Consider the following 22,335-nt stretch of genomic DNA (forward strand, 5'->3'; position numbering starts at 1 on the left):
TCTCCTTTTGAATCAATTTGTTATTTTTGAATCAATGATGTTCCTGTCATCTCTTTTGGTTTTTCAAGACCAAGTAAGTCTAAAAGCGTTGGAGATAGATCGGCTAAAATGCCGCCTTCTCTAAGCGTCGCCCCTTTTTTCGTTACGATGACTGGAACAGGGTTTGTCGTATGTGCAGTATGCGGCTTTCCTTCTTCGGTAATGAGCACGTCTGCGTTACCGTGGTCTGCCGTGATGATGGCATGTCCGCCTTTTGCTAGGATTGCGTCGACTACAGCTCCTAAGCACTCATCTACTGCTTCAATGGCTTTGATTGTTGGCTCAAGCATACCTGAATGACCCACCATATCTGGGTTAGCAAAGTTCAGAATGATCGCATCATGCTTGTCCGCATTGATGTCTGCAACAAGTGCATCCTTTACCTCATAAGCGCTCATTTCTGGCTTGAGGTCATAGGTTGCGACATCTGGTGAATTGATTAAGATGCGGTCTTCTCCAGGAAATTCTTCTTCACGCCCACCGCTCATAAAGAACGTCACGTGAGGATATTTCTCTGTTTCAGCAATCCGCAGCTGCTTCAATCCATTTTGAGAAAGTACTTCTCCTACTGTGTTATCCAAATTCACTGGTTTGAAAGCCACATAGCCATCTACCGTTTCACTGAAGTGTGTGAAGCAGACGAAGTGTAAATCCTTCGGATGTGCTTCCCCGCGGTCAAACGAGCGGAAATCTTCATTTGTGAATGTGTTTGAAATTTGAATCGCACGGTCTGGACGGAAGTTATAGAAAATCACAGAGTCGCCGTCGTTTACTTTTGCTACCGGCTCACCATTTTCTCTCGTAATGACAGATGGAATAACGAACTCATCGTAGATTCCATTTTCATAGGAGTCATCAACGACATCATAGATGTTTTGATAACTTGGGCCTTCACCATACGCCATCGCGCGATATGCTTTCTCCACACGATCCCAGCGCTTGTCACGGTCCATTGAGTAATAGCGTCCAGAAAGTGTTGCGACTTCTCCGACACCGATTTCTTTGATTTGTTCTTCAAGCTGTTTTAAGTACACTTTCGCTGTCTTCTGACCAACATCACGTCCGTCTAAGAAGCCGTGAATGTATACTTTTGTTAAGCCTTCTTTTTTCGCTAGTTTCAGCAAGGCAAAAAGATGCTGGATGTGGCTATGCACACCGCCGTCTGACAAGAGACCGAATAGATGAAGGGCCTTGTCATTTTCTTTTGCATAAGTCATTGCATCTAGGAACGTTTCGTTTTTCTCAAATTCCCCATCACGAATGGCAACATTCACTCTTGTTAAGCTTTGGTACACGATGCGTCCTGCACCGATGTTCAAATGCCCAACTTCAGAGTTCCCCATTTGACCTTCTGGGAGACCTACTGCCTCACCTGAAGCCGTTAAGGTTTGATGCGGGAATTCGTTCCAGTAGCGGTCGAAGTTCGGTTTCTTTGCTTGGGCAACAGCGTTACCGACTGTTTCGCCTCTTAAACCGAATCCATCTAAGATGATTAATGCAGCTGGTTTCTTACTCATATTGACCTTCCTCCAATAATTGAACGAAAGACTGAGGTTCTAAGCTTGCGCCGCCTACCAAAGCACCGTCAATATCGGATTCTGCCATATATTCTTTAATATTCGCAGGTTTCACGCTTCCGCCATACTGAATGCGAAGGCTGTCTGCCGCTTCTTGACCAAATTCGCTTGCAACCGTTTGGCGAATGTGCGCACAAACATCGTTTGCATCTTTTGCTGTAGAAGATTTACCTGTACCGATCGCCCAGATTGGCTCATAGGCAATCACAGATTCAGCGACTTGCTGCTTCGTTAAACCAGCTAGTGCTTTCTTCACTTGATCAGCGACAAGTTCGTTTGTTTTGCCTGCTTCACGCTCTTCAAGCGTTTCACCTACACAGATGATTGGAACGATGCCATGCTTGAATGCAGCATGTGCTTTTTTGTTCACTGTTTCATCTGTTTCAGCGAAAAATTCGCGGCGCTCTGAATGACCGATCACTGAGTAGCCGATGCCAAGATCTTTAAGCGCAGCAGGGCTGATTTCACCAGTGAATGCACCGTTTTCTTCAAAGTGCATGTTTTGCGCACCAATTTTAAGGTCTGTTCCGTTAGAAAGGCTGTTCAGCTTTTCAAGGAAAAGGGCTGGTGCACAGACAATAGATTCCACTTTGTCAGGAGATGGAATAGATGACTTGACTTCTTCAACGAAGCTTACAGCTTCACCAAGTGTTTTGTTCATCTTCCAGTTCCCAGCTATAATTGGTTTTCTCATGATTGACACTTCCTTATAGCAGTTTTGGTCTTATTTATCGTTTAATGCAGTCACACCTGGAAGTTCTTTGCCTTCCATAAATTCAAGTGAAGCGCCGCCGCCTGTAGAAATATGGCTCATCTGATCGGCAAGACCAAATTTCTCAACAGCTGCTGCTGAATCTCCACCGCCAATGACAGAATATGTATCTTTTGCTTCTGCCAGTGCTTCTGCGATTGCTTTTGTTCCTTTAGCGAATGCATCGATTTCAAATACACCCATTGGTCCGTTCCAGACAACAAGTTTGCTGTTTTTAATGACATCAGCATACTTCTCTCTTGTCTCTGTTCCAATATCAAGTGCTTCTAGATCACTTGGAATTTCAGAGATTGGCACAATGCTTGTATTCGCATCATTTGAAAAGTCGTCGGCTACCAGAACATCTGTTGGAATCAGGAAGTTCACGCCTTTTTCTTTTGCACGGTCCATAAAGGATTTCGCTAAATCTACTTTGTCTTCTTCTAATAGAGATTTCCCTACTTCGTGGCCAAGTGCTTTGACAAATGTATAAGCAAGTCCGCCGCCGATGATCAGGTTGTCCACTTTATCAAGAAGACTTTCAATTACACCGATTTTATCCTTTACTTTTGCGCCACCGATAATCGCTGTAAATGGGCGATCAGGGTTTGAAATGGCTTTTCCTAGAACCTCAAGCTCTTTTTGCATGAGGAAGCCTGAAACAGCCGGAAGATACGCTGCAATACCAGCTGTGGATGCATGTGCACGGTGTGCAGCACCAAACGCATCATTAACATACACATCGGCTAAATCAGCAAACGCTTTTGATAATTCAGGATCGTTCTTTTCTTCACCAGGATAGAAACGAACGTTTTCAAGCACTAGCACATCTCCTTCTTTTAAGTCAGAGATTTGCTTTTTCACGTTGTCGCCGTAAGCTTCATCTGCTTTTTTCACTTCTTGTCCAAGAAGCTCTTGCAGACGTTTTGCTACAGGTGTCAGACGCAGTTCTTCAGTAACTTGACCTTTAGGACGACCCAAATGACTAGCTAGTAGTACCTTTGCGCCTTGTCCTGTTAAATACTCAATCGTTGGTAATGCTGCGCGAATACGAGTATCATCCGTCACTTTTCCGTCCTTCATTGGAACGTTAAAATCTACGCGGCAGAACACAACTTTACCTTTTACGTCAATGTCTTTTACTGATTTCTTATTCATGCTCGTCAGGAGATCCTCCTTTATTCTGGTTTCCTTACGCATTGGACAAGTCTCTCTTTATCCTTTTCCCATTTTGCCCTCATCAAAACGAGAAATCGTGCAGAACGGATAAATACAGAGAAAAAGGGAAAGGGATGCTTCCCCTTCCCTTGTCCGTCTTCATTATATCGTGTCTCTAGGAAAGAACCAAGTGAGTTCCTTCAGTGTGAGAAATTAAAGACCTTGTTTTGCAATGTAAGCTGCAAGGTCAACAACGCGGTGAGAATATCCACTCTCGTTATCGTACCAAGAAATGACTTTCACCATGCTGCCTTCCATTACCATTGTAGAAAGAGCATCGATTGTTGAAGAGTTTGCATTACCATTGTAGTCACCAGATACTAATGGTTCTTCGCTGTAGCCAAGGATTCCTTTAAGTTCTCCTTCAGCCGCTTCTTTAAGTGCTGCATTTACGTCTTCAGCTGTCACATCTTGATTTAATTCAGCAACAAGATCAACTAAAGAAACGTTAGGTGTTGGAACACGCATAGCGCCACCGTTTAATTTACCTTTAAGTTCAGGCAATACAAGTGAAACAGCTTTCGCAGCACCTGTAGAAGTTGGGATGATGTTTTCCGCAGCTGCACGAGCACGACGGTAGTCTTTGTGCGGAAGATCAAGAATTTGTTGGTCATTTGTGTATGAGTGAACAGTTGTCATCATACCGCGTTTGATACCAAATTTATCGTTAAGTACTTTTGCAAATGGAGCTAAGCAGTTTGTTGTACAAGATGCATTAGAGATGACATCGTGGCTAGCTGCATCGTATTTGTCTTCGTTTACACCCATAACGATTGTGATATCTTCTTCGTTAGCAGGAGCAGAGATGATGACTTTTTTAGCGCCAGCTTCTAAGTGTTTAGCAGCGTCTGCACGTTTTGTGAAGAATCCAGTAGATTCAACAACGATTTCTACGCCTTGTTTACCCCAGCTTAATTTCGCAGGGTCACGCTCAGCTGATACTTCGATTGTTTTACCGTTCACTACTAAGTTCGTACCGTCTACAGAAACCTCTGCATCTAGTTTTCCGTGAACAGAGTCATATTGTAAAAGGTGTGCAAGCATGTTAGCGTCTGTTAGATCGTTAACCGCTACTACCTCAACTTCAGGATTGTTTAATGCTGCACGAAATACGTTACGTCCAATACGTCCAAATCCGTTAATACCGACTTTTACTGCCATGATGTTTCCTCCTTTTATAGGTCACAATGTTTTATATTGAGGGATCTATTGACTCCCTTAATAACTCTTTTGCGGCTCCTTCGTCTGTGACGAGAACCGTTCGGCGGGGTTTTTTGAAATAAGCTTCAATGGCCCCAGCCTTTGATGATCCACCTGCAACAGCAATGATGTGTGGAATGCTTTCTAAATCATCTAGCTGCATGCCGACGGAGTGCACTTTGTGGACGACCTCGCCATCACGATTAAAGTAATAGCCAAAAGCCTCTGTCACTGCGTCATGCTCATCAATCTTTTTTAAATCTTCAGCAGGTGTGTTTCGTCTCATCGCCATTGTTTTTGCTTCACCGATTCCATGAATAAGCATCGTGGATGATTTAATTGTTTGAAGCACTTCTTTGACGGACGGCTCTTCAATAATGGAAGAGTAAGCACCTTCTGACAGCTGTCCTGGAACAAACAGCAGTTTGTAAGTACCGGAAGCTTTTTCAGCCATGTGGGCACAAATGGTGTTTGCCTGATTTTTTACATTCTCCCCAAGACCGCCTCTCGCAGGGACAAACATCATGTCGCGATTTTTGGCATCAGGGGTCATCATTTCGGCAACAGCTTCCATCGTCGTTCCGCCAGTGACGGCGACGATATTATTTCCAGTAAACCTTTTTTTCATACATTGGACAGCAGCTCTTCCCATTTCTTGCTTCACCCACGGGGATTCATCGCTGTCACCAGAAACAATGATGACTTCTTCCAGGCCTAATTTCCTCTTTAATGTATTTTCCAAAAAGGTTAAACCTAAAACGTCCTTCATCATTCCTTCAAGCATTTCAAGCAAAGCATGACCTTCAGTCGTCAGCATCATACCGCTCGTTTTAACATCCAGCAGATTTTGTTCCTTTAAGAACTGAACTTCAGCTCTTAAGATACGTTCACTGAGACCAAGACTTGTCGCAAGACTTCTGCGACCAATTGGTTCAGCTAATCTGATGTACTGCAAAATGTCGTAGCGCTTTTGCATAACTGTGAGAAGATCTGGTAATAATTTTTTTTGAGCTTCCAATAAACGATTCATGGCTAACGACCCTTTCTTTTCACGTTGGACTAAAAACGTCCCACTGTGACAAAAAACGTCCCGCCACAGCCAAAAAAAATCAATCCCTGCTTTCTTTAATTATTTTAACAGGATAATCTTGCATTTTCAACTCTTACAAACACATTTAGACAAAAAATAGACACATTTTGACCGATAACCTGCTTGTCATCTAGCTTTCCGCTATTTTATTTTTTTCAAACTATTTATTTTCTTCTATATTGAATGCATTTGTCTTTGAAAAGGTGCAGGCGGTCAAAAGCCGCCTGCTTATGTTTTCGGTATCGTTTCTTTCTCTTCATTAAATCGTTTCGCATCTTCCTTCGGTTTAATCTTGAGGTAGTAAATGATGTAGCAGGCGGCCATAAATGGAACTCCGCAATAAAGACCAATCCGCTGATCCTCAATAAAGAATAAACTGATAAGAACAATGCCAAATGCGATAAAGCCTGCTAATGGCACAAATGGATAAAAAGGCGTTCGGAAGACAAGATCCTTTACATCTCCTCCCTCTTTTATGAATTGTCTCCTAAAGAAGTATTGGGATAAACAAATCGACATCCAAACCACGACAAGCACCATACCCGAAATGGATATGAGCCAGACATATACCGTTTTTGGTGCTACAACACTCGTGAGTAGTGATAGAGCGGATACACCCATTGTCACCAATAAGGCATTGATCGGGATTTTACGTTTGGATAATTTTTTCGTGAAAACAGGTCCTTTCCCGTCTTTTGAAAGCGCCCAAAGCATACGTGATGATGCATATAGTCCAGAGTTTGCTACAGATAAGACCGCTGTGATGATGATAAAATTCATGATATCTGCAGCGTATGGTATGCCAACCTTGTCCAACACCACAACAAACGGACTATCCACTGCGCCGGCGGTCTGCCATGGCAGAAGCGCTGCAAGAACCGCAATCGATAAAACAAAAAAGACCATCGTCCGCCAAATAATATTCCGAATAGAGCGTGGGAGTGTTTTTTCTGGATTTTCACTCTCCCCTGCTGCAATCCCTACAAGCTCTGTTCCTTGAAAGGAGAAATTGACTGTGACCATGGTTAATAAAATCGCAAAAACACCATTAGGAAAAAGTCCGCCATGATCCGTCAAATGGCGAAATAGGGGGGCAGGTTCCCCACCTTTCAAATGAATCATTCCGAAAATTGCGCCAATTCCAATGATAATAAACAATAAGATCGCAGCAACCTTGATGGCTGAAAACCAAAACTCGGTTTCAGCAAAGCTGCGAGCTGAGATGGCATTGATGGCAAATAAGATGACGCTAAAGGCAAGACACCAAAGCCAAACTGGGATATCAGGAAACCACCTTTGGAGCAAAATGCCTGCTGACGTAAACTCCAGTCCAATTGTACATGCCCAGCTAAACCAATAAAGCCAGCCGATCATAAAGCCTGTGGACGGACCTATATATTTGGTTGCATACTCCTGAAAGGAACCGGCTGTCGGCATCGCCACTGCTAATTCACCGAGACAGAGCATCACCAAATACATGAGTAACCCGCCAATGATAAACGAAAGAATGGCTCCCCCTGGGCCTGCCTGATGAATAATGAGTCCTGATCCAAGGAAAAGGCCTGTTCCGATGACCCCACCTAAGGCAATCATAAAAAGATGTCTGCTTTTCATGGAACGCTCTAGTTCATTATGCTGTTCTGGCTTCAAATCCGCTTCCCCACTTTCACTCTTCTATTCATCAACCTTTGACAAAATTCGCCGTTCATTGAAAGAGAAAGGGAGAATTTGAAGGCTTCTCCCTTGATCATTTATGCTTGAAATAACGCTTGGATATGAGCAATTGCCCAATCCAAGTCTTCTTTTGAAATGGTAAGCGGCGGTGCAAATCGAATCACTGTCTCATGGGTTTCTTTGCATAACAGCCCTGCTTGCTTGAGCTTCTCACAATAAGGTCTAGCTGCCTCAGTCAGTTCCATCCCAATAAATAGTCCACGCCCGCGTACTTCCTTAATCACAGGACTTTGAATGCGTGATAGTTTGTCTTTGAAATATTGCCCAAGCTCCAATGAGCGCTCGGCAAGCTTCTCGTCGATTAAAACATCTAGTGCAGCAAGTGATACTGCGCACGCAAGAGGATTCCCGCCGAAGGTAGACCCGTGAGACCCTGGATTAAACACACCTAAAATATCACGGTTTGCGACAACACATGAGATCGGGAATACCCCACCGCCAAGTGCTTTACCAAGAATCAGCATATCCGGCTCAATGTCTTCCCAGTCGCATGCAAACATCTTGCCGGTCCGCGCTAATCCCACTTGAATTTCATCTGCGATCAATAACACATGTTCCTTCTCACAGATCGCTTTTGCCTCTTTTATAAAGCCCTCAGGCGGCATGACAATGCCCGCTTCTCCTTGAATCGGTTCAAAGAGAAAAGCCGCTGTTTGCGGAGTGATCGCTTCGCGTAACGCCTCAATATCTCCATAAGGGATGAGCTTTATGCCTGGAAGCATCGGACCGAAACCTCTTTGATATTCTGCTTCCGAAGACAGTGACACAGCCGTCATTGTGCGACCATGAAAATTCCCGGTACATGCAATGATTTCTGCGCGATTCTCTTCGATCCCCTTGACATCATAGCCCCATCGTCTCGCTGCCTTTATCGCCGTTTCCACAGCCTCAGCACCCGTATTCATCGGCAATGCCATCTCTTTATTCGTTAATTTGCAAATCTTCTCATACCATGGGCCAAGCTGATCATTATGGAAGGCCCTTGATGTAAGTGTCACGCGGTCAGCTTGTGTTTTAAGCGCTTCAATAATGCGGGGATGGCGATGTCCTTGGTTCACTGCAGAATATGCACTGAGCATATCCATGTAGCGGTTGCCCTCAGGATCAGTCACCCACACTCCCTCAGCCTCTGAAATCACAATTGGCAACGGATGATAGTTCGCCGCACCGTATTGTTCTGTTTGATGAATCAATGCTTTTGTCTGTGTCATCGTGTATTCCTCCTTCTATAAGCTTGCCTCTTTTGATTGGGTTCATCTTCACTCTTATGTTATGCAAGGATCATGCCAACTTAGTGATCGCTCTGTGCCTAGGATTGTTCTCATCTTTAACGCAAAATAATTTTGCATATGCAAATTTTTTTAGAGGAAACAGCAAAATTTTTCATGTAAAATAGAGGTAATGTCTGGAGGTGGCGCAAGTGAAAAAAGATCAGCATACCGCAAAGCTTGAAAATGAGATTGATCTATATAAACAAATGCTCGATTTAATTGATGTTGGGGTTCACGCCATTGATGAAAATGGTAATACCATTGTTTATAACAAAAAAATGATGGAGATCGAATCTTTAAAACGTTCTGATGTCCTTTATAAAAATGTCTTAGACCTCTTTGTGTTTCAGGATGAGATGCACAGTACACTTGTCCAAGCGCTGCGAACCGGGAAACAGACGGTTCATGCAAAGCAGACGTATCACAACTACAATGGAAAAGAAATCACAACGATTAACCATACATACCCGCTCGTTCGAGACGGTTTGATTCAAGGGGCGGTTGAAATTTCGAATGATGTCACGAAACTGGAACGGCTCATTCATCACAATATGAAGAAAAAAGGAAACACACGCTTTACATTTGATTCAATCATTGGGGAGAGTCCTGCCTTTTTAGAAGTGATTGAACATGCGAAACGAGCCACACGTACCTCTTCTTATGTGCTGATTGTTGGTGAGACAGGGACGGGGAAAGAGCTATTTGCACAAAGCATTCATAATGGCAGCAGCCGTTCATCTGGACCATTTATTACGCAGAATTGCGCAGCACTGCCTGATAACCTCATTGAAAGTCTGCTTTTTGGAACACAAAAAGGGGCTTTTACAGGGGCAACAGATCAGCCCGGTCTATTCGAACAAGCACAAGGAGGTACACTGCTTTTAGATGAGATCAACTCATTACACCCAGCTCTTCAAGCAAAACTATTGCGCGTCTTGCAAGAGAAACGTGTGAGAAGGTTAGGCAGTACAAAGGAAATCGCCATTGATGTGAGAGTGATTGCTAATATGAATGAGGACCCTGTGGATGCGATCGCAGGTGGACGAATGCGAAAGGATTTATTTTACCGGCTTGGCATTGTCACCTTGTTTATCCCGCCACTCTCTGAGCGAAAAGAAGACATCCCCACATTTGTCATGCATTTTATTCAAAAATATAATGAACTGTTTCAAATGAATGTGAAGGCGGCTGATGAAGAGGTACTTGCCCTGTTCCAAACGTATCATTGGCCGGGCAATGTAAGAGAACTGGAGCATGTGATTGAAGCTGGGATGAATATGATGATGGACGAAACATACTTAAGCATGCATCACCTTCCTTACCATTTCCGTTTCAAGCAAGGAGAAGGACGTCCTAGTGAACACATGCAGATGAGTCCGCTTAATCTATCAGCTGCAACTGATACGTTTGTCTACACGAGCTCAGATCATACAACTGATTTCCAAACCCAAATGGAACGATTTGAAAAACAATACATCGTCCATTACTTAAATAAAATGGACGACAATATTTCACAGACTGCAAAGATATTGGGCATGAGCAGGCAAAGTCTGCAATATCGAATGAAAAAATTGCATATTTCTCTTCAATAATAGAGCTGTGCCGTTTTTCGGCACAGCTTATTGAATATCTGGCTTTCCTTCCTGTTCTTGCAGCACATCACCAAGAAGTTGTTCTACTTTTTCCAAATGTGTAAGCATCGCCCTCTCCGCTTCTTCTGGCTGCTTGTCCATGACAGCTTGATAAATACGTTCATGGTCTTTGTAAAGCTGACGTATGGACGCTTTTCTTGAAAATAACACGATTTTTCTCGTTTCCCGCATCGTTTCAATTAATAAGGATGAGACCTGATTCATTAACGCCGCCAGTAAATGATTCTTTGAGGCTTTAGCGATGGCAAGATGAAATGTAAGGTCTGCCTCTTCACCAATTTCTTTATGCGCTTCTGCACGCTTCATTTGTTCAAGTGCCTCATGCAGTCGATGGAGGTCCTCGTCTGTCCGCAGCAATGCTGCCTTTTTGACAGCACCTGATTCAATGATTGATCTCACTTCTAGAAGCTGCACGATATCCTGCTGCTTCATCAAAAAAGCAGGAGATAAACAAAATGTGAGCTGCTCAGGATCGAACTGCTTCACATATGTGCCTTCTCCTTGCTTCATCTCTATTAATCCGATCGCTTTCAGAGCGGACAGCGCCTCTCTCACAGCGGAACGGCTGACTTGAAAGTTTTCAGAAAGTGCTTGAACCGAGTCTAATTTTTCGCCCGGAAGAAGCTCCCCCGTTCGAATGGATTCGACTAATGCGTCCGCAATTTCTTCATATATTTTTTTCGTTTTGATTTGTTTATATTTCAATTGGTCTCACCTCATCACTGTTGTCTACCCTATCGCCTCATGCCCTATCTTATACTTTACCCCAAAATTCAGATCACACGTCTTCCCTTTTTTCAATTCTCAAGAAATCTTCTATCACTCTTTCACTCATCAAAAAAGAAGCACGTGCCATTGTTTCTGGCATGTGCTTCTTTTTAATCATATCGCTTCCGCAGCGTGGAAGACGGAAGGTTCATTTGTTCACGATATTTGGCAATGGTTCTGCGAGAGACGCGGATACCAAAGGTTTGCTGAAGCTGCGTCATGATTTGCTGATCCGAATACGGTTTTTTCTTATTTTCTGATTGAATCAGCTCTGCAATGTGGGTCTTCACTGTGTAGCTGGATGCTTCTTCGAGCGAATGCCCTTCTAGTTTCGCTTGGAAAAACTGTTTCATTTCCATTAACCCATAAGGGGTCTGCACCATTTTCCCTTTGACTGTTCGACTCACTGTCGACTCATGCACTTGTAATTTATCTGCAACCCGCTTCATCGTAAGCGGTTTCATTTTATGCTTCCCGGTCAGGAAAAAATCAGTCTGTTGTAAGATAATCTCACGAACGACATTTGTCATCGTTTGTTTTCTCTGCTTCAGCGCTTGAACAAGCCAATTGTACTGCTGATGCTTTTCCTTTAAATATGCATATGCTTCATGCCGCTTTTGATCTTGAATCATGGCGAAATACCCTTCATTCATTTCAATGTCCGGAAAAGCACGCTGGTTCAGCTCGAATGTGATGTGACCTCCCGCAGCTGTAATCAACACATCTGGTTCTATATACACATCCTGGTCTTCATAAGAGAAATGAAGGCCTGGTCTTGGTTCGAGAAGCGACACCTCATCTTGTATGGTTTGCAGGGTTTTCAACGGCATACCTGTTTTAGCTGCGATTTCCTTCCAAGCCTTCCTTGCGAAAAGAAAGAAATGCCCTTCGATGATCAGCTCTGCTTCATACCAGCGATCCTTTTTTCGTCTAAGCTGGAGCAGGATGCATTCTTGCAATGATCTAGCGCCAATACCGGCAGGCTCTAATGATTGAAGCTGATGAAGAACGGCCTCTACTTCTTCTGCCGAAGCCTGTAAAACAGCGGCCATTTGGTCAACCGGTTCATTTAAATAGCCATTGGAATCAATGGACTCAATCATGAATTGAAAAATCCTTTGATTCTTTTCACTTAAATTCAAATCAATGGCCTGTCTCTTTAAATACATTTGCAGGCTTTCTTTTTGATGCGTACGATACGGCTCTGTCATTCGATCTTGCGTTCTTTTATGATAAACTGGTTGATAGCTGTCCGTGTCTTTCCGCTCAATCAGAGGGTTCTCAAGCGCTAACTGATCAAGATACTCACCCAACTCTGCACAATTCAATTGCAGCAGCGTAATCGCCTGCCTGAGTTCTTGCGTGAGTACCTGCTTTAATACTAGTTCTTGTTGCAGTTTAAGGCTCATTGTCTCCCCTCCCTCTCATCATTTTACATGAAGATTGACGGACCGTATATACGAAATAGGAGTGATTTCCATGTCTGAACTTTTTTCCGTTCCATACTTTATCGACAACTTAAAACAGCACATTGCCATGAATCAACATGAAGATAAGATTCATGCCATGAACGCTTATTATCGTTCGGTGGTTTCTACACTTGTGCAGGACCAATTGACGAAAAATGCTGTTGTCTTGAAGCGAATTCAGCATCTCGATGAAGCGTACCAAAAGGTGAAAAAAGAAAGCGAATAAATGGACGAAAAACAACACCCTTTCTCATGATTGCAAAGGGTGTTTTTCATGCAGGAAAAGCTTTTGATCCAGCTTCGATTTGTACATCATCAAAAAGCCGGACCGCCCTACAGTAAGCCATAGGTCATGATGATTCCATAAAATAAGGGATTGATAAAAAGAGAGGCAGGCTGCTGATGAACGAGCAGCCTATGTGGAGGATAATGCTTTCTTTTGCAGGGCGCTGTGCAATGTATCAATGACAAGCTCCTGTTCCGCGTCTGTCATGCTTGTACCAGATGGCAGGCAAAGACCTGTCTCAAATAACAACTCAGATGCAGGGACTTCATCGGCTGTTGTATAAAAAGGACAACCATGAAAGAGCGGCTGCTGATGCAGTGGCTTCCATACACGCCTTGCTTCGATCTGCTTTTGTTCTAAAGCATCTATCATCTCTACTGGAGACATCTGTACATGATGATCAATGGTGAATGTGGTCAGCCAGCGGTTTGATGTAGTTTCTTGATATTCTGGCATAAATTGAAGGCCTTCAATATCGGCTAAAGCATCTTGATAACGCTCGAAAATGCGGCGTTTTTGCTGAACACGCTCCTCTAACACTTCCATTTGTGCAATTCCTACACCTGCGAGCAGGTTGCTCATCCGATAGTTATATCCCTCCTCTTGATGTTCATAGTGTAGGGCATGTTCTCTTGCCTGTGACGCGAGAAATCGGCAGCGGTCGATGGCTGCTTCATCATCACTGACAAGCATTCCGCCTCCTGATGTTGTAATGATTTTATTTCCGTTAAAAGAGTACACACCGAACCTGCCCATTGAACCGCTTTTTCTTCCTTTATATATACTGCCTAACGATTCAGCCGCATCTTCAATGATTGGCACATCATATGCCTCACACACCGCTATGATTTCATCCATTTTCGCACTTTGTCCGTATAAATGAACGACAATAACCGCACGGGGTCTTTTCCCAAGTCGTTTTGTTTCAGCGAAGGCTTTCTCTAACGCCAGCGGACACATATTCCATGTCTCTTTTTCTGAATCAATAAAAACAGGCGTCGCTTGTTCATATAAAATAGGATTTGCACTGGCAACAAATGTGAGAGTGGAACAAAAGACCATATCTCCCTTTTGAACGCCAATGAGTTTTAAAGCAAGGTGAATGGCTGCTGTCCCAGAAGATAATGCTGCGCCCCTCTTCACCCCTGCATAATCCGCGACCACTTGCTCAAATTCATTTACAAGCGGTCCTAATGGTGCAATCCAATTGCTTTTAAATGCCTCCTCTATTTTCTTCTGTTCTTTTCCACTCATATGAGGAGGAGATAAGTAGATTCGTTTCCTGTCTCTCATGATTTCCCACCTTCTCTTCGATCTTTGATCTCAATTGCAGGAACGCCTACGGCGACTTTCTGATCATGTATATCTCGGGTCACTGCCGCTCCTGCGCCGATCACTGCCCAGCTTCCAATGGTTCTGCCAGGTATGACAGCAGCCCCAGCTCCAATATGAGCACCCTCTCGCACAGAGACACAGCCGGTGAGCACGGCTCCCGGAGAAAGGTGCGTAAAGGATTCGAGAAAGCAGTCATGCTCCACGATAGAACCGGTGTTGATAATGGCATGCTCACCAATTACTGCATCTGCTTGCACAACAGCCCTTGCCATCACAACCGTTCCTCGGCCAACCTTCGTTGACGAGCTCACAACTGCCTCTGGATGAATCAGTGTGGCAAATGCCCTCTCTTCAAATGCGAGACGTTCTTTGATCCTCTGTCTGATTTCGTTTTGCCCAATGGCAATCAGCCATTGCATATCAGGTATTTCATCTCTTACCTTTTGACTCATAGAAACCGGACCATACAGAATGCCGGTTCGAGTGTCAGCCTCCTCAAATCGATCGTCTAATACAGCACACAATGAGTAATCAGGATGCAAAAAAATCAACTCCTGAATGACCTTACTGTGTCCGCCAGCCCCTATTAAGCCAATGGGCTGCTCTTTACGTATCGGTTCCTTTGAATTTTTCAGCTGTTGCATGATTTGGCTGCTGCACCCCTTCTGTTTTGATGACTTTCAGCAAGGTCATCCATAAGATTTTCATATCGAGCCAAAACGATTGGTGCTCTACATACCAGAGGTCATAGGTGAATTTCTCCTCCCAAGAGAGAGTATTCCTCCCATTCACCTGGGCCCATCCAGTGATACCAGGCTTCACAAGATGACGCTTCGCTTGCTCCTCTGTGTACATTTGTAAATACTCCATTAAAAGCGGTCTTGGTCCAACGAGACTGATTTCCCCTTTGAGTACATTGACAAGCTGCGGCAATTCATCAAGACTGAGCTTACGAATAAAGGCGCCGGTTTTTGTTAATCGAAGATGGTCTGGAAGCAGTACGCCATGTTCATCGCGTTCCTCGGTCATCGTCCGAAATTTATAAAGCATAAACGGCTGTCCGTACAGACCAGGCCGTTCTTGTCGAAACACCACAGGAGCTCCGATTTTCCACCGAATGAGTCCATAGATGAGAAGGAAAAGGGGGCTGCCTGCGATGAGCAGGGTCAAAGCCACGACCACATCTATTATTCTTTTCATCATTGCTTCTCCTTTCCACACTAGCGAGAGACAGAGCGTTCAATAGCAGCTTGTTTCACCTTACGCATGAGCTGTATCCGCTCTTGTTTTGTTCCTGCAAATTGATACAAATAGCCTAAGTAGAGAACGAAACATATTCCGCCAATACAAAATAGCTCCCACCATCTCGTCACATCATACACAGCCTGAATGCCGGCACAGATCCCCCATATAAACAGAGCCCCAAACAGCGGAACGACTGTATGTTTGTAAAAGATGGTACTTTTCTGTTTCGTGATCTTGGCTGTATACAATGGGAGAAAGACGATATTTTTCATCAATAAAACAACGGCCCCTGCTGATGCAATGCCATATAACCCAAGCTGAAGTAGGTGAGTCAGTCCATAGGCTAACAGGACATTGGAACCGCCTAATATGAGTGTCACAACCGCCGGCACTTTAAATCGGTTAAAGGCAGTCGGTACATAGGTCAGCGGTAAAAACATCAACGTGAAACACAAATAAGCCGCATGAATCATCAGCAGCCATTTCAGTTCCTCAAAGGCTGGTCCAAGCCATAACAGCATGAGCGGACCGGCAAGACCTCCTAACAGAGCTGCGGGGAATGCCACAAATAAACCACTCCATTTCATGGCATTGGCGGCGTATTGAATGAGCCCCTGCTCGTCTTGATTTGAATATAATTTTGTGATCGTTGGCGCAAACACAACCGCAAGTGTCCCTGCAAGGGTGCGCAATAATAATGGAAATTGTAAAATGGCGGCATACTGTCCAGTCGCTTCTGCCCCAATCAGTAAGTTGGTCATCAATAAATCGATTTGTAAAAACAACAAAATGCCCATTTGCTCAAATGAATGCCACACCCCTGATCGAACCAGCGTGAGACTTGAAGATAAAGAAACGTACCGCCACTTAAACGAAAACCAAGGAATGAGTTTCTTAAAATAATAGAGACCCATTCCCAAAGCGGCGAAACTCCCCATAACGGCTGCAAGCGGAATATGCCAAATGGCTGGTGTCGTCACGGTAAATAACAGCACAATCACAAGCGCCCTGCCAAACATCTGAATGGCCTGTCCAACACTCGATACATATAATTTGTTCGCATAAAACGGTGCCGCCCCAATACCAGACATGACGAAATTGAGCATAAATAAAAGACCCCCTAACACAAAGGCGATCTGTGTATCTTTTGCAAGATGAGCAGGCACATGGAGCCAGTCAACCAGCTGCTGAGACATGAATAGACAAAGTAAAAAAAGACAGATGGATAAAAAAAGAGAACTGACAAAATAGGAAGCGAGATAGCGCTGCGCTTGTTCCATCTCTCCTTTATGAGCCGCAACAGAAAAAAAACGCACCACCACAGCACTTAATGAAGCCGTAATGACCGATAAATAATTGATCATATTTTGCGTCAGATGAATCAGACCAAACGCTTCCACTCCAAGTGTATGAACAATGTAAGGCGTTAAACAAACAGACATCAGCATCATCAAGAAAAACGTCATCACATTTGCACTGACATTGTAAAGAAACGCACGGTTCATGGTGATTTCACGCAGTGTTTAAGGGCCTTCATCCAACTTCCTCTCCCTTTTGTCCGCTTGTTTTCATATGCTGATGAATGGCCTTTTTCACCGCTTCCTCCGTTGGTTCCTTCAAAAGGGTCATAAACGGCAAGTGCGCTACCCATTCATATCCTTCCATGACTTTATGATCAAACGACCTGATGACAACACACGGTGTATGTGTGATCGCACAAAAGATCATGCCATGCAGTCGATCTGTCACGACGACTTGTGCCTGACTCAACTGCGTCCATAACGTGGATAATTCCTCTAAACGAGTCGTTCGATTCACTCGCTTACCAATGGTCGTTGTGATAAAACCAACTTGATCATACGTTTCTTTGATATGCTCCTGCAGTTGTTCTCGTTTCTCTTTCGTGAGATACGCCTCCTTATCCTCACGCAGACAAAGTAGCACACCTTTACGGGTTTGACTCTTTGATGTTTCGTCTAATGTCAGGACCATATCAGGCTGTTTCCACACCTCTTTATTAGGAAAATGCTGCTTCATCCATTGATAGGTGGTTTGATCTCTTGCCATCAAGAGAAGCCTCGGGTGTTGCTGATATGCTTGAATAGCGCGGCGTTCTTCTCTTTTCCCTCTCTTTGTTTCTGTAAAATGAGCAGTAGCGGGCAGCTGAATGACGGGATAAGACTTAAAGGCGTTCATGATAAATTGTCTTGTCCATTCTTCATATCGATATAAATCGCCCATGTTGCCCCCGCCGATGATACAGACAATGTCCTCTGGGTGCCGTGCGTGCTTCAGCGGACGTGCTAGACGATACATCTCCTGCATGTCTACTTCTATGATTTGATAGTCTGGAAAGTGCTTTTGTAGAAAACAGCAGCTGGCATAGGCAATCGCGTGATCACCTAAGTTGTCATGTGCCGGTAGCAGCGTGAGAATGATTTTTTTCTGATGACGCAGCTCTGGCAGTCTTTGGCGGCTCAACCTATATTGAAGTGGATACTTGACCTTTAAGAGCAGCCACTCTGCGGCATGTGCTTTTAATTGCTGCAATGTCACACTCATCACCCCGATTTTCTCGTTTGATATTCAATCCATTTTTGATAGCTTGATGCTGCGGCAGAGAGCGGATACACCCACTGCATCCTAGCAAGGAATAAGATCATTCGCTTTCGCACAGTCAGCTTCGATGGTTCCACTTGTTTCACAGCCTTCTGAAAAGCTTCATGTGTCACCATTTCACGCATATGACCAAGCTTTTTTTGAAAGGAAAGGGAATTTTGGCTCTTCCATTCATTGAGCATACAATGCAGCGTATGATTCACGATAAAAAAATAAAAAGCCTTCTCATATGGTGTCAGCTCATCATGCTCTTTTAAAAACAAACGCTGCGCGTCATAAAACGCCAGTCCATGCTGAAAATACTGCTTTTGATATCGCTGGACAATGGATGACAAATGAACCCGGTAATAATAAAGCGGCTCATGAACAAAGGCAATGACACGTGATAAAGAAAAACAGCGCAGCGTGACATATTGATCTTCAATATTCTCAAGCTCACCTCTCAACGGAAAACGGATATGATGCTTTTCGATAAACGCCCGCCGATACAGCTTATTCCATGAGAATCCCGTGATCTCACCATGTAATAACGATTCTATTAAACTTGTCTTATCGGCTTCCTGCTGAGCTAACAGCGTCGTCGGTATGATCCGTTTTGACTGTTCAAACTGAATCCAATATTCACTGACAACAAGATCGGCACCGGTGTTTTCGGCTTCTTGATATAAAGCCTCACAGTATTGAGGAGCGAGAACATCGTCTGAATCAACAAAGGCAAGATACGTTCCTGTTGCTTCTTCTATGCCCCTGTTCCTCACCGCTCCCAGCCCTTGATTGGTTTGGTGAATCACCCGAAATCGCTCATCACGCGCAGCAAACGCTTCAAGGATGTCTCCACTGTGATCGGTAGATCCATCGTTAATGAGGATGACCTCTATATCTGAAAAGCTTTGGTCTGCAATCGATTGAAGACACTGCTCCACATATTGACTAGTGTTATAGACTGCGACCAATAGACTGATAGCTGGCATGACAGCAAGCCCCACCTTTCTTCAAATCTACTTTGTAAAAATCGTTCGGTACGGTAAAACAGAAGAATCAAACGGCATCAGCATGATGCTGTACAAAATATAGCAAACCGCAATTCCGATATACATAAAGAAATTGGTTCGCTGATCAAAAATCCGTGTGAAATAAGGCAGTAAAATGAGCTGATACAGACCAAAGTAAATATGAAATCTTGCATAAATGACATCCTTCGTTGCAAGGATGCCAAACAAAAATCCAAGCAAGCAAAAATTCACAATATAATCACTCTCTGGCGTCAGCTCACGAAGTCGTTTTCGACAAAAGAACGCAAGCAATAACGGCAAAATCAAGACACCAATTTTCGTCACATTCATTCCATTCGTATTCGTTGTCAGCCACTCCTCGTAATGACCATAAGAACTCCCTTGCAGCATCACCACAAACACGGAGACAAAGCGGTCATACAGAGCGGTTAAGCCTAGAAAAATCATACATAACACAAGCATCATCCAAGACCACGCCTTTGTTCTGACGATGAAATAGACTGGAATCATAATGAGTGCCGAGGAATGAAATAGCGCGCATACAAGTACGAGCGGAAAATACCATTTCCACTGACCTTTGATGACAAACTGGATGGCATAAAAAAGAATCGCTGCCACCATATACTGCCGCATGCCATTAAACGAAGCGTAATAATGAAATGTGCCGAGAAATAGCAGCATACTAAGCTCAAATGGCCGTCCATATCGCACAAGTGTTTTGATAATAAAAAAATAGGTGATGATCCCAACTGTGATATACATGATTTGCGGCTCATGTGATAGTTGATTGAGCATCCATAAGATCAATGTAAAGCCCGGATCAGTGGCGGCCTTGTCTACACCGAATCCGAAAATATGCCAAGGCTTGTCATAGTTGACGGAGAACTCATACATTTGTCCATAGGTTACAAAATCAGTTCCTACTTTGTAGCGTATGCCCGCCACAATACAAAGAAATAAAAATGGAAAAAACACCAGAAGCTTGTTCGGCCGCCAGCCGCTTTGTATGGTATCATCACGTCTGCCATAAAATGCAGCAAAGCTCGACCATAAATAGACCATGATCATGTTCACCAAATAAACCGCCATCTGCCAATCCTTCCTTACAATCCATACACATTCATCACACGGGTGATGTTCTGTTTTACATCAAATCCTCTAAGGCCAAGCTGAGAAATAATCGTCTCCTGAAGAGGAGGGTCTGCATGGTAGGCTTCTAGTATGGCTTTCATCCACTCATGTGCTGAATCTTGCAAGGATTTCCGTTTCACAAGCCCACAGCCTAAATCGACTTCCTTTGTGATATGATCTGAAATCACACATGGGAGTCCAGATGCCTGCGCTTCCACTAATACGAGAGGAAGACCTTCAAACAAAGACGGCATCACAAACACATCAAATGCTTTCATATACTGCGGAACCTCTGAGACAACGCCCGTAAACACAATGTCTTCCATTAATCCTGCTTTCACTGCATACGATTCAACCACTGGCCGGAGCGGCCCATCTCCTATGAGAACTAGCTGAAAGGAGACCCCTTGTTTTTTCAGTGTCTGCGCTAATTCAATGAAAAAAACATGGTTTTTCTGCTCATGAAATCGGCCAATATGTCCAATGATCAGTTTTCTCTCGTGAAGATGGAGGTCTTTTTTCATCTTCACCTTCGCTTCTGGCTCCAACTGAAAAAAAAGGTCCAAATCAATCCCATTTGGTAAAATGTCCACTCGTCCATCGTGCATTCTTTTTTGCCCAAATAAAAAGACACCGGCATCTTCACCGCATGCAACAAGCTGCGTAGAAAAGGCAAAGATCAGCTGACGAAACCCTTTGAGCATCAAATGATCGACCCGGCTAGGAGACTGTTTCCAAGCCGTATTATGTGAATGGCAAATGCGTATCTTCACACCTGCCAGTTTCGCAGCAAGGGCAGAAAAGCCCGTTTGAAAATCTGTATGTGCATGCACCGCCTGATAAGGTCCCGTTTGCTTGATCGTCTTCGTCAACGTTTTGACAAACGTCCATGGAGAGGACGCTCCAATACTTGGGACATAAAAAATCCGCCCGCCAAGCTGACGAATTTCCTCATCGTAATCACAGACATCCTCCCGGTGGGTAATGAAATCAAATTGAAGAACATTCCGGTCGATTGCACGATAGATATTCATGATCATCGTTTCTGCTCCGCCTCTGTTCATTCCGCCCACAACATGAAGTACACGCTTTGGCTCACTCATCCCGAATCGTCCTCCTTTTCACCATAGATCCTCCAAGTTTCCGCTGATGATAAAACCTCATGATCTTTGGTGACATACAGGCACGGATGACCGGCTTAAGTGCAAAGAGATAATCAAACGGCGACAATTTTAATTGCTTGCATGCTTTTAACACAAGCCAGGCATTGTCCATTGAATATCGGAATTTCCGGCGCTGAAAGGCCGCTTCATCCTCCCTTACAAGGTATAAGGGCTCTTGCAAATTAAAGCCTTTTCTCCCCGCAGCAAAAAAACGAATCCAAAGATCGATATCTTCCATCCGTCTAGTTGTTTTTACAGAACGATAGCCATTTAAAGCTTTGTAGGCAGACGCTCTCATCATAATCGTCCCATGACAAAAAGGCGTTCCTCTTGCTAGCACCTTTCGATCAGGCTCTGAGACAAGGGCTCGAACGCCCTTCGTCCCTGACTCATCAAACACCGTCATCGCCGTCCCAACCACATCATATTCTGGATGTGCTTCGAGGAAATGAACCTGTTTTTCTAATCGTGTAGACACTGATATATCGTCGCCATCCTGTCTTGCAATCAGTTCTCCATTCACTTCAGTGAGACAACGATTTAAACTGGCGGCAAGTCTTTGATTGTGTTCGTTTTGAATGAGGCGAATTCTATCTGGATCACGCATGGTATAGTGCAGCACTTTTTCATAGGTGCCATCTGTTGATGCATCATCACATATGATGAGCTCCCAGTTTTCATAGGTTTGACGGAGAATCGATTCAATGCTTTCTTCTACTGTCTCTTGGCAATTGTAAACACCCATGATAATCGATACTTTCGGCTGACGCATGC

Annotated in this window: 20 protein-coding genes; 2 read left to right on the top strand and 18 right to left on the bottom strand. The window is 43.9% G+C overall.

Annotation, left to right across the window (positions count from 1 at the left end; genetic code table 11):
• Positions 1-20 precede the first annotated feature (20 nt).
• The 7 genes from gpmI to NST73_RS16095 all read right to left on the bottom strand — a co-directional run bounded on the left by gpmI (position 21) and on the right by NST73_RS16095 (position 8,820).
• On the bottom strand, positions 21-1,556 hold the full coding sequence (gene gpmI, locus NST73_RS16065; protein WP_017359214.1) for a 2,3-bisphosphoglycerate-independent phosphoglycerate mutase: 1,536 nt from the start codon (positions 1,554-1,556) through the stop codon (positions 21-23).
• A complete protein-coding gene (gene tpiA / locus NST73_RS16070; protein WP_017359213.1) occupies positions 1,549-2,310 on the bottom strand; it encodes a triose-phosphate isomerase in 762 nt (253 codons plus the stop codon). Before tpiA ends, gpmI begins: the two co-directional genes overlap by 8 nt.
• A gap of 30 nt (positions 2,311-2,340) precedes the next feature.
• Entirely contained in the window at positions 2,341-3,525 is a 1,185-nt protein-coding gene (locus NST73_RS16075) for a phosphoglycerate kinase (RefSeq protein WP_017359212.1), read from the bottom strand.
• A gap of 213 nt (positions 3,526-3,738) precedes the next feature.
• A complete protein-coding gene (gap, locus tag NST73_RS16080) occupies positions 3,739-4,746 on the bottom strand; it encodes a type I glyceraldehyde-3-phosphate dehydrogenase (RefSeq protein WP_007500174.1) in 1,008 nt (335 codons plus the stop codon).
• A gap of 31 nt (positions 4,747-4,777) precedes the next feature.
• Complete coding sequence (locus NST73_RS16085; protein ID WP_008347711.1) at positions 4,778-5,815, bottom strand: sugar-binding transcriptional regulator; 1,038 nt, start codon at positions 5,813-5,815, stop codon at positions 4,778-4,780.
• A 288-nt stretch (positions 5,816-6,103) separates the two neighbouring features.
• The gene (locus NST73_RS16090) at positions 6,104-7,525 is read right to left on the bottom strand and encodes an amino acid permease (protein WP_024719841.1); all 1,422 of its coding nucleotides are present in this window, start codon (positions 7,523-7,525) and stop codon (positions 6,104-6,106) included.
• Positions 7,526-7,626: 101 nt separating this feature from the next.
• Positions 7,627-8,820 (bottom strand): ornithine--oxo-acid transaminase, encoded by a 1,194-nt coding sequence (locus tag NST73_RS16095; protein WP_045034035.1) that lies wholly within the window; start codon positions 8,818-8,820, stop codon positions 7,627-7,629.
• Positions 8,821-9,029: 209 nt separating this feature from the next.
• Here NST73_RS16095 and NST73_RS16100 point away from each other — a divergent pair, with 209 nt between their 5' ends.
• Positions 9,030-10,472, top strand: coding sequence for a sigma 54-interacting transcriptional regulator (locus NST73_RS16100; RefSeq protein ID WP_082136021.1), 1,443 nt, complete (start codon positions 9,030-9,032; stop codon positions 10,470-10,472).
• 27 nt (positions 10,473-10,499) lie between these two features.
• Here the strand turns inward: NST73_RS16100 and NST73_RS16105 are convergent, their stop codons facing one another.
• Together NST73_RS16105 and rpoN are read right to left on the bottom strand one after the other, a co-directional pair.
• Positions 10,500-11,237, bottom strand: coding sequence for a FadR/GntR family transcriptional regulator (locus NST73_RS16105; protein ID WP_047945671.1), 738 nt, complete (start codon positions 11,235-11,237; stop codon positions 10,500-10,502).
• Between the two features lie 173 nt (positions 11,238-11,410).
• Positions 11,411-12,709 carry an RNA polymerase factor sigma-54 gene (gene rpoN / locus NST73_RS16110; RefSeq protein WP_073412745.1) on the bottom strand — a complete coding sequence of 433 codons (1,299 nt, stop codon included), beginning with the start codon at positions 12,707-12,709 and terminating at the stop codon, positions 11,411-11,413.
• A gap of 70 nt (positions 12,710-12,779) precedes the next feature.
• On the opposite strand from rpoN, the gene yvfG reads away from it, so the two are divergent.
• The gene (gene yvfG, locus NST73_RS16115) at positions 12,780-12,995 is read left to right on the top strand and encodes a protein YvfG (protein ID WP_017359206.1); all 216 of its coding nucleotides are present in this window, start codon (positions 12,780-12,782) and stop codon (positions 12,993-12,995) included.
• A gap of 189 nt (positions 12,996-13,184) precedes the next feature.
• Here the strand turns inward: yvfG and NST73_RS16120 are convergent, their stop codons facing one another.
• From NST73_RS16120 to NST73_RS16160, 9 genes are read right to left on the bottom strand one after another with little or no spacing between them, the layout of a single operon-like run.
• A complete protein-coding gene (locus NST73_RS16120; protein ID WP_072368085.1) occupies positions 13,185-14,348 on the bottom strand; it encodes a DegT/DnrJ/EryC1/StrS family aminotransferase in 1,164 nt (387 codons plus the stop codon).
• On the bottom strand, positions 14,345-15,034 hold the full coding sequence (locus NST73_RS16125; protein WP_268430575.1) for an acetyltransferase: 690 nt from the start codon (positions 15,032-15,034) through the stop codon (positions 14,345-14,347). The genes NST73_RS16120 and NST73_RS16125 overlap by 4 nt, the downstream gene beginning before the upstream one ends.
• A complete protein-coding gene (locus NST73_RS16130) occupies positions 14,997-15,590 on the bottom strand; it encodes a sugar transferase (protein WP_017359198.1) in 594 nt (197 codons plus the stop codon). Before NST73_RS16130 ends, NST73_RS16125 begins: the two co-directional genes overlap by 38 nt.
• Before the next feature lie 20 nt (positions 15,591-15,610).
• Positions 15,611-17,140 carry an MATE family efflux transporter gene (locus NST73_RS16135; protein ID WP_041507797.1) on the bottom strand — a complete coding sequence of 510 codons (1,530 nt, stop codon included), beginning with the start codon at positions 17,138-17,140 and terminating at the stop codon, positions 15,611-15,613.
• Between the two features lie 28 nt (positions 17,141-17,168).
• The gene (locus NST73_RS16140) at positions 17,169-18,197 is read right to left on the bottom strand and encodes a polysaccharide pyruvyl transferase family protein (protein WP_342499210.1); all 1,029 of its coding nucleotides are present in this window, start codon (positions 18,195-18,197) and stop codon (positions 17,169-17,171) included.
• The gene (locus NST73_RS16145; RefSeq protein WP_025208004.1) at positions 18,197-19,225 is read right to left on the bottom strand and encodes a glycosyltransferase; all 1,029 of its coding nucleotides are present in this window, start codon (positions 19,223-19,225) and stop codon (positions 18,197-18,199) included. Before NST73_RS16145 ends, NST73_RS16140 begins: the two co-directional genes overlap by 1 nt.
• A 27-nt stretch (positions 19,226-19,252) precedes the next feature.
• On the bottom strand, positions 19,253-20,356 hold the full coding sequence (locus NST73_RS16150; RefSeq protein WP_024719852.1) for an EpsG family protein: 1,104 nt from the start codon (positions 20,354-20,356) through the stop codon (positions 19,253-19,255).
• 14 nt (positions 20,357-20,370) lie between these two features.
• Entirely contained in the window at positions 20,371-21,501 is a 1,131-nt protein-coding gene (locus NST73_RS16155; protein ID WP_144679162.1) for a glycosyltransferase family 1 protein, read from the bottom strand.
• Positions 21,494-22,333, bottom strand: coding sequence for a glycosyltransferase (locus NST73_RS16160; protein ID WP_342499211.1), 840 nt, complete (start codon positions 22,331-22,333; stop codon positions 21,494-21,496). Before NST73_RS16160 ends, NST73_RS16155 begins: the two co-directional genes overlap by 8 nt.
• Positions 22,334-22,335: the final 2 nt, after the last annotated feature.

Origin of the sequence: Bacillus sp. FSL W7-1034 (assembly GCF_038593365.1) — a bacterium.
GTDB lineage: Bacteria > Bacillota > Bacilli > Bacillales > Bacillaceae > Bacillus > Bacillus altitudinis.

Excerpts from the sequence above, each read along its gene's own strand:
- gpmI (WP_017359214.1), bottom strand. The coding sequence starts at position 1,556 with ATGAGTAAGAAACCAGCTGCATTAATCATCTTAGATGGATTCGGTTTA.
- tpiA (WP_017359213.1), bottom strand. The coding sequence starts at position 2,310 with ATGAGAAAACCAATTATAGCTGGGAACTGGAAGATGAACAAAACACTT.
- NST73_RS16075 (WP_017359212.1), bottom strand. The coding sequence starts at position 3,525 with ATGAATAAGAAATCAGTAAAAGACATTGACGTAAAAGGTAAAGTTGTG.
- gap (WP_007500174.1), bottom strand. The coding sequence starts at position 4,746 with ATGGCAGTAAAAGTCGGTATTAACGGATTTGGACGTATTGGACGTAAC.
- NST73_RS16085 (WP_008347711.1), bottom strand. The coding sequence starts at position 5,815 with ATGAATCGTTTATTGGAAGCTCAAAAAAAATTATTACCAGATCTTCTC.
- NST73_RS16095 (WP_045034035.1), bottom strand. The coding sequence starts at position 8,820 with ATGACACAGACAAAAGCATTGATTCATCAAACAGAACAATACGGTGCG.
- rpoN (WP_073412745.1), bottom strand. The coding sequence starts at position 12,709 with ATGAGCCTTAAACTGCAACAAGAACTAGTATTAAAGCAGGTACTCACG.
- yvfG (WP_017359206.1), top strand. The coding sequence starts at position 12,780 with ATGTCTGAACTTTTTTCCGTTCCATACTTTATCGACAACTTAAAACAG.
- NST73_RS16120 (WP_072368085.1), bottom strand. The coding sequence starts at position 14,348 with ATGAGAGACAGGAAACGAATCTACTTATCTCCTCCTCATATGAGTGGA.
- NST73_RS16125 (WP_268430575.1), bottom strand. The coding sequence starts at position 15,034 with ATGCAACAGCTGAAAAATTCAAAGGAACCGATACGTAAAGAGCAGCCC.
- NST73_RS16130 (WP_017359198.1), bottom strand. The coding sequence starts at position 15,590 with ATGAAAAGAATAATAGATGTGGTCGTGGCTTTGACCCTGCTCATCGCA.
- NST73_RS16135 (WP_041507797.1), bottom strand. The coding sequence starts at position 17,140 with ATGAACCGTGCGTTTCTTTACAATGTCAGTGCAAATGTGATGACGTTT.
- NST73_RS16140 (WP_342499210.1), bottom strand. The coding sequence starts at position 18,197 with ATGAGTGTGACATTGCAGCAATTAAAAGCACATGCCGCAGAGTGGCTG.
- NST73_RS16145 (WP_025208004.1), bottom strand. The coding sequence starts at position 19,225 with ATGCCAGCTATCAGTCTATTGGTCGCAGTCTATAACACTAGTCAATAT.
- NST73_RS16150 (WP_024719852.1), bottom strand. The coding sequence starts at position 20,356 with ATGGCGGTTTATTTGGTGAACATGATCATGGTCTATTTATGGTCGAGC.
- NST73_RS16155 (WP_144679162.1), bottom strand. The coding sequence starts at position 21,501 with ATGAGTGAGCCAAAGCGTGTACTTCATGTTGTGGGCGGAATGAACAGA.
- NST73_RS16160 (WP_342499211.1), bottom strand. The coding sequence starts at position 22,333 with ATGCGTCAGCCGAAAGTATCGATTATCATGGGTGTTTACAATTGCCAA.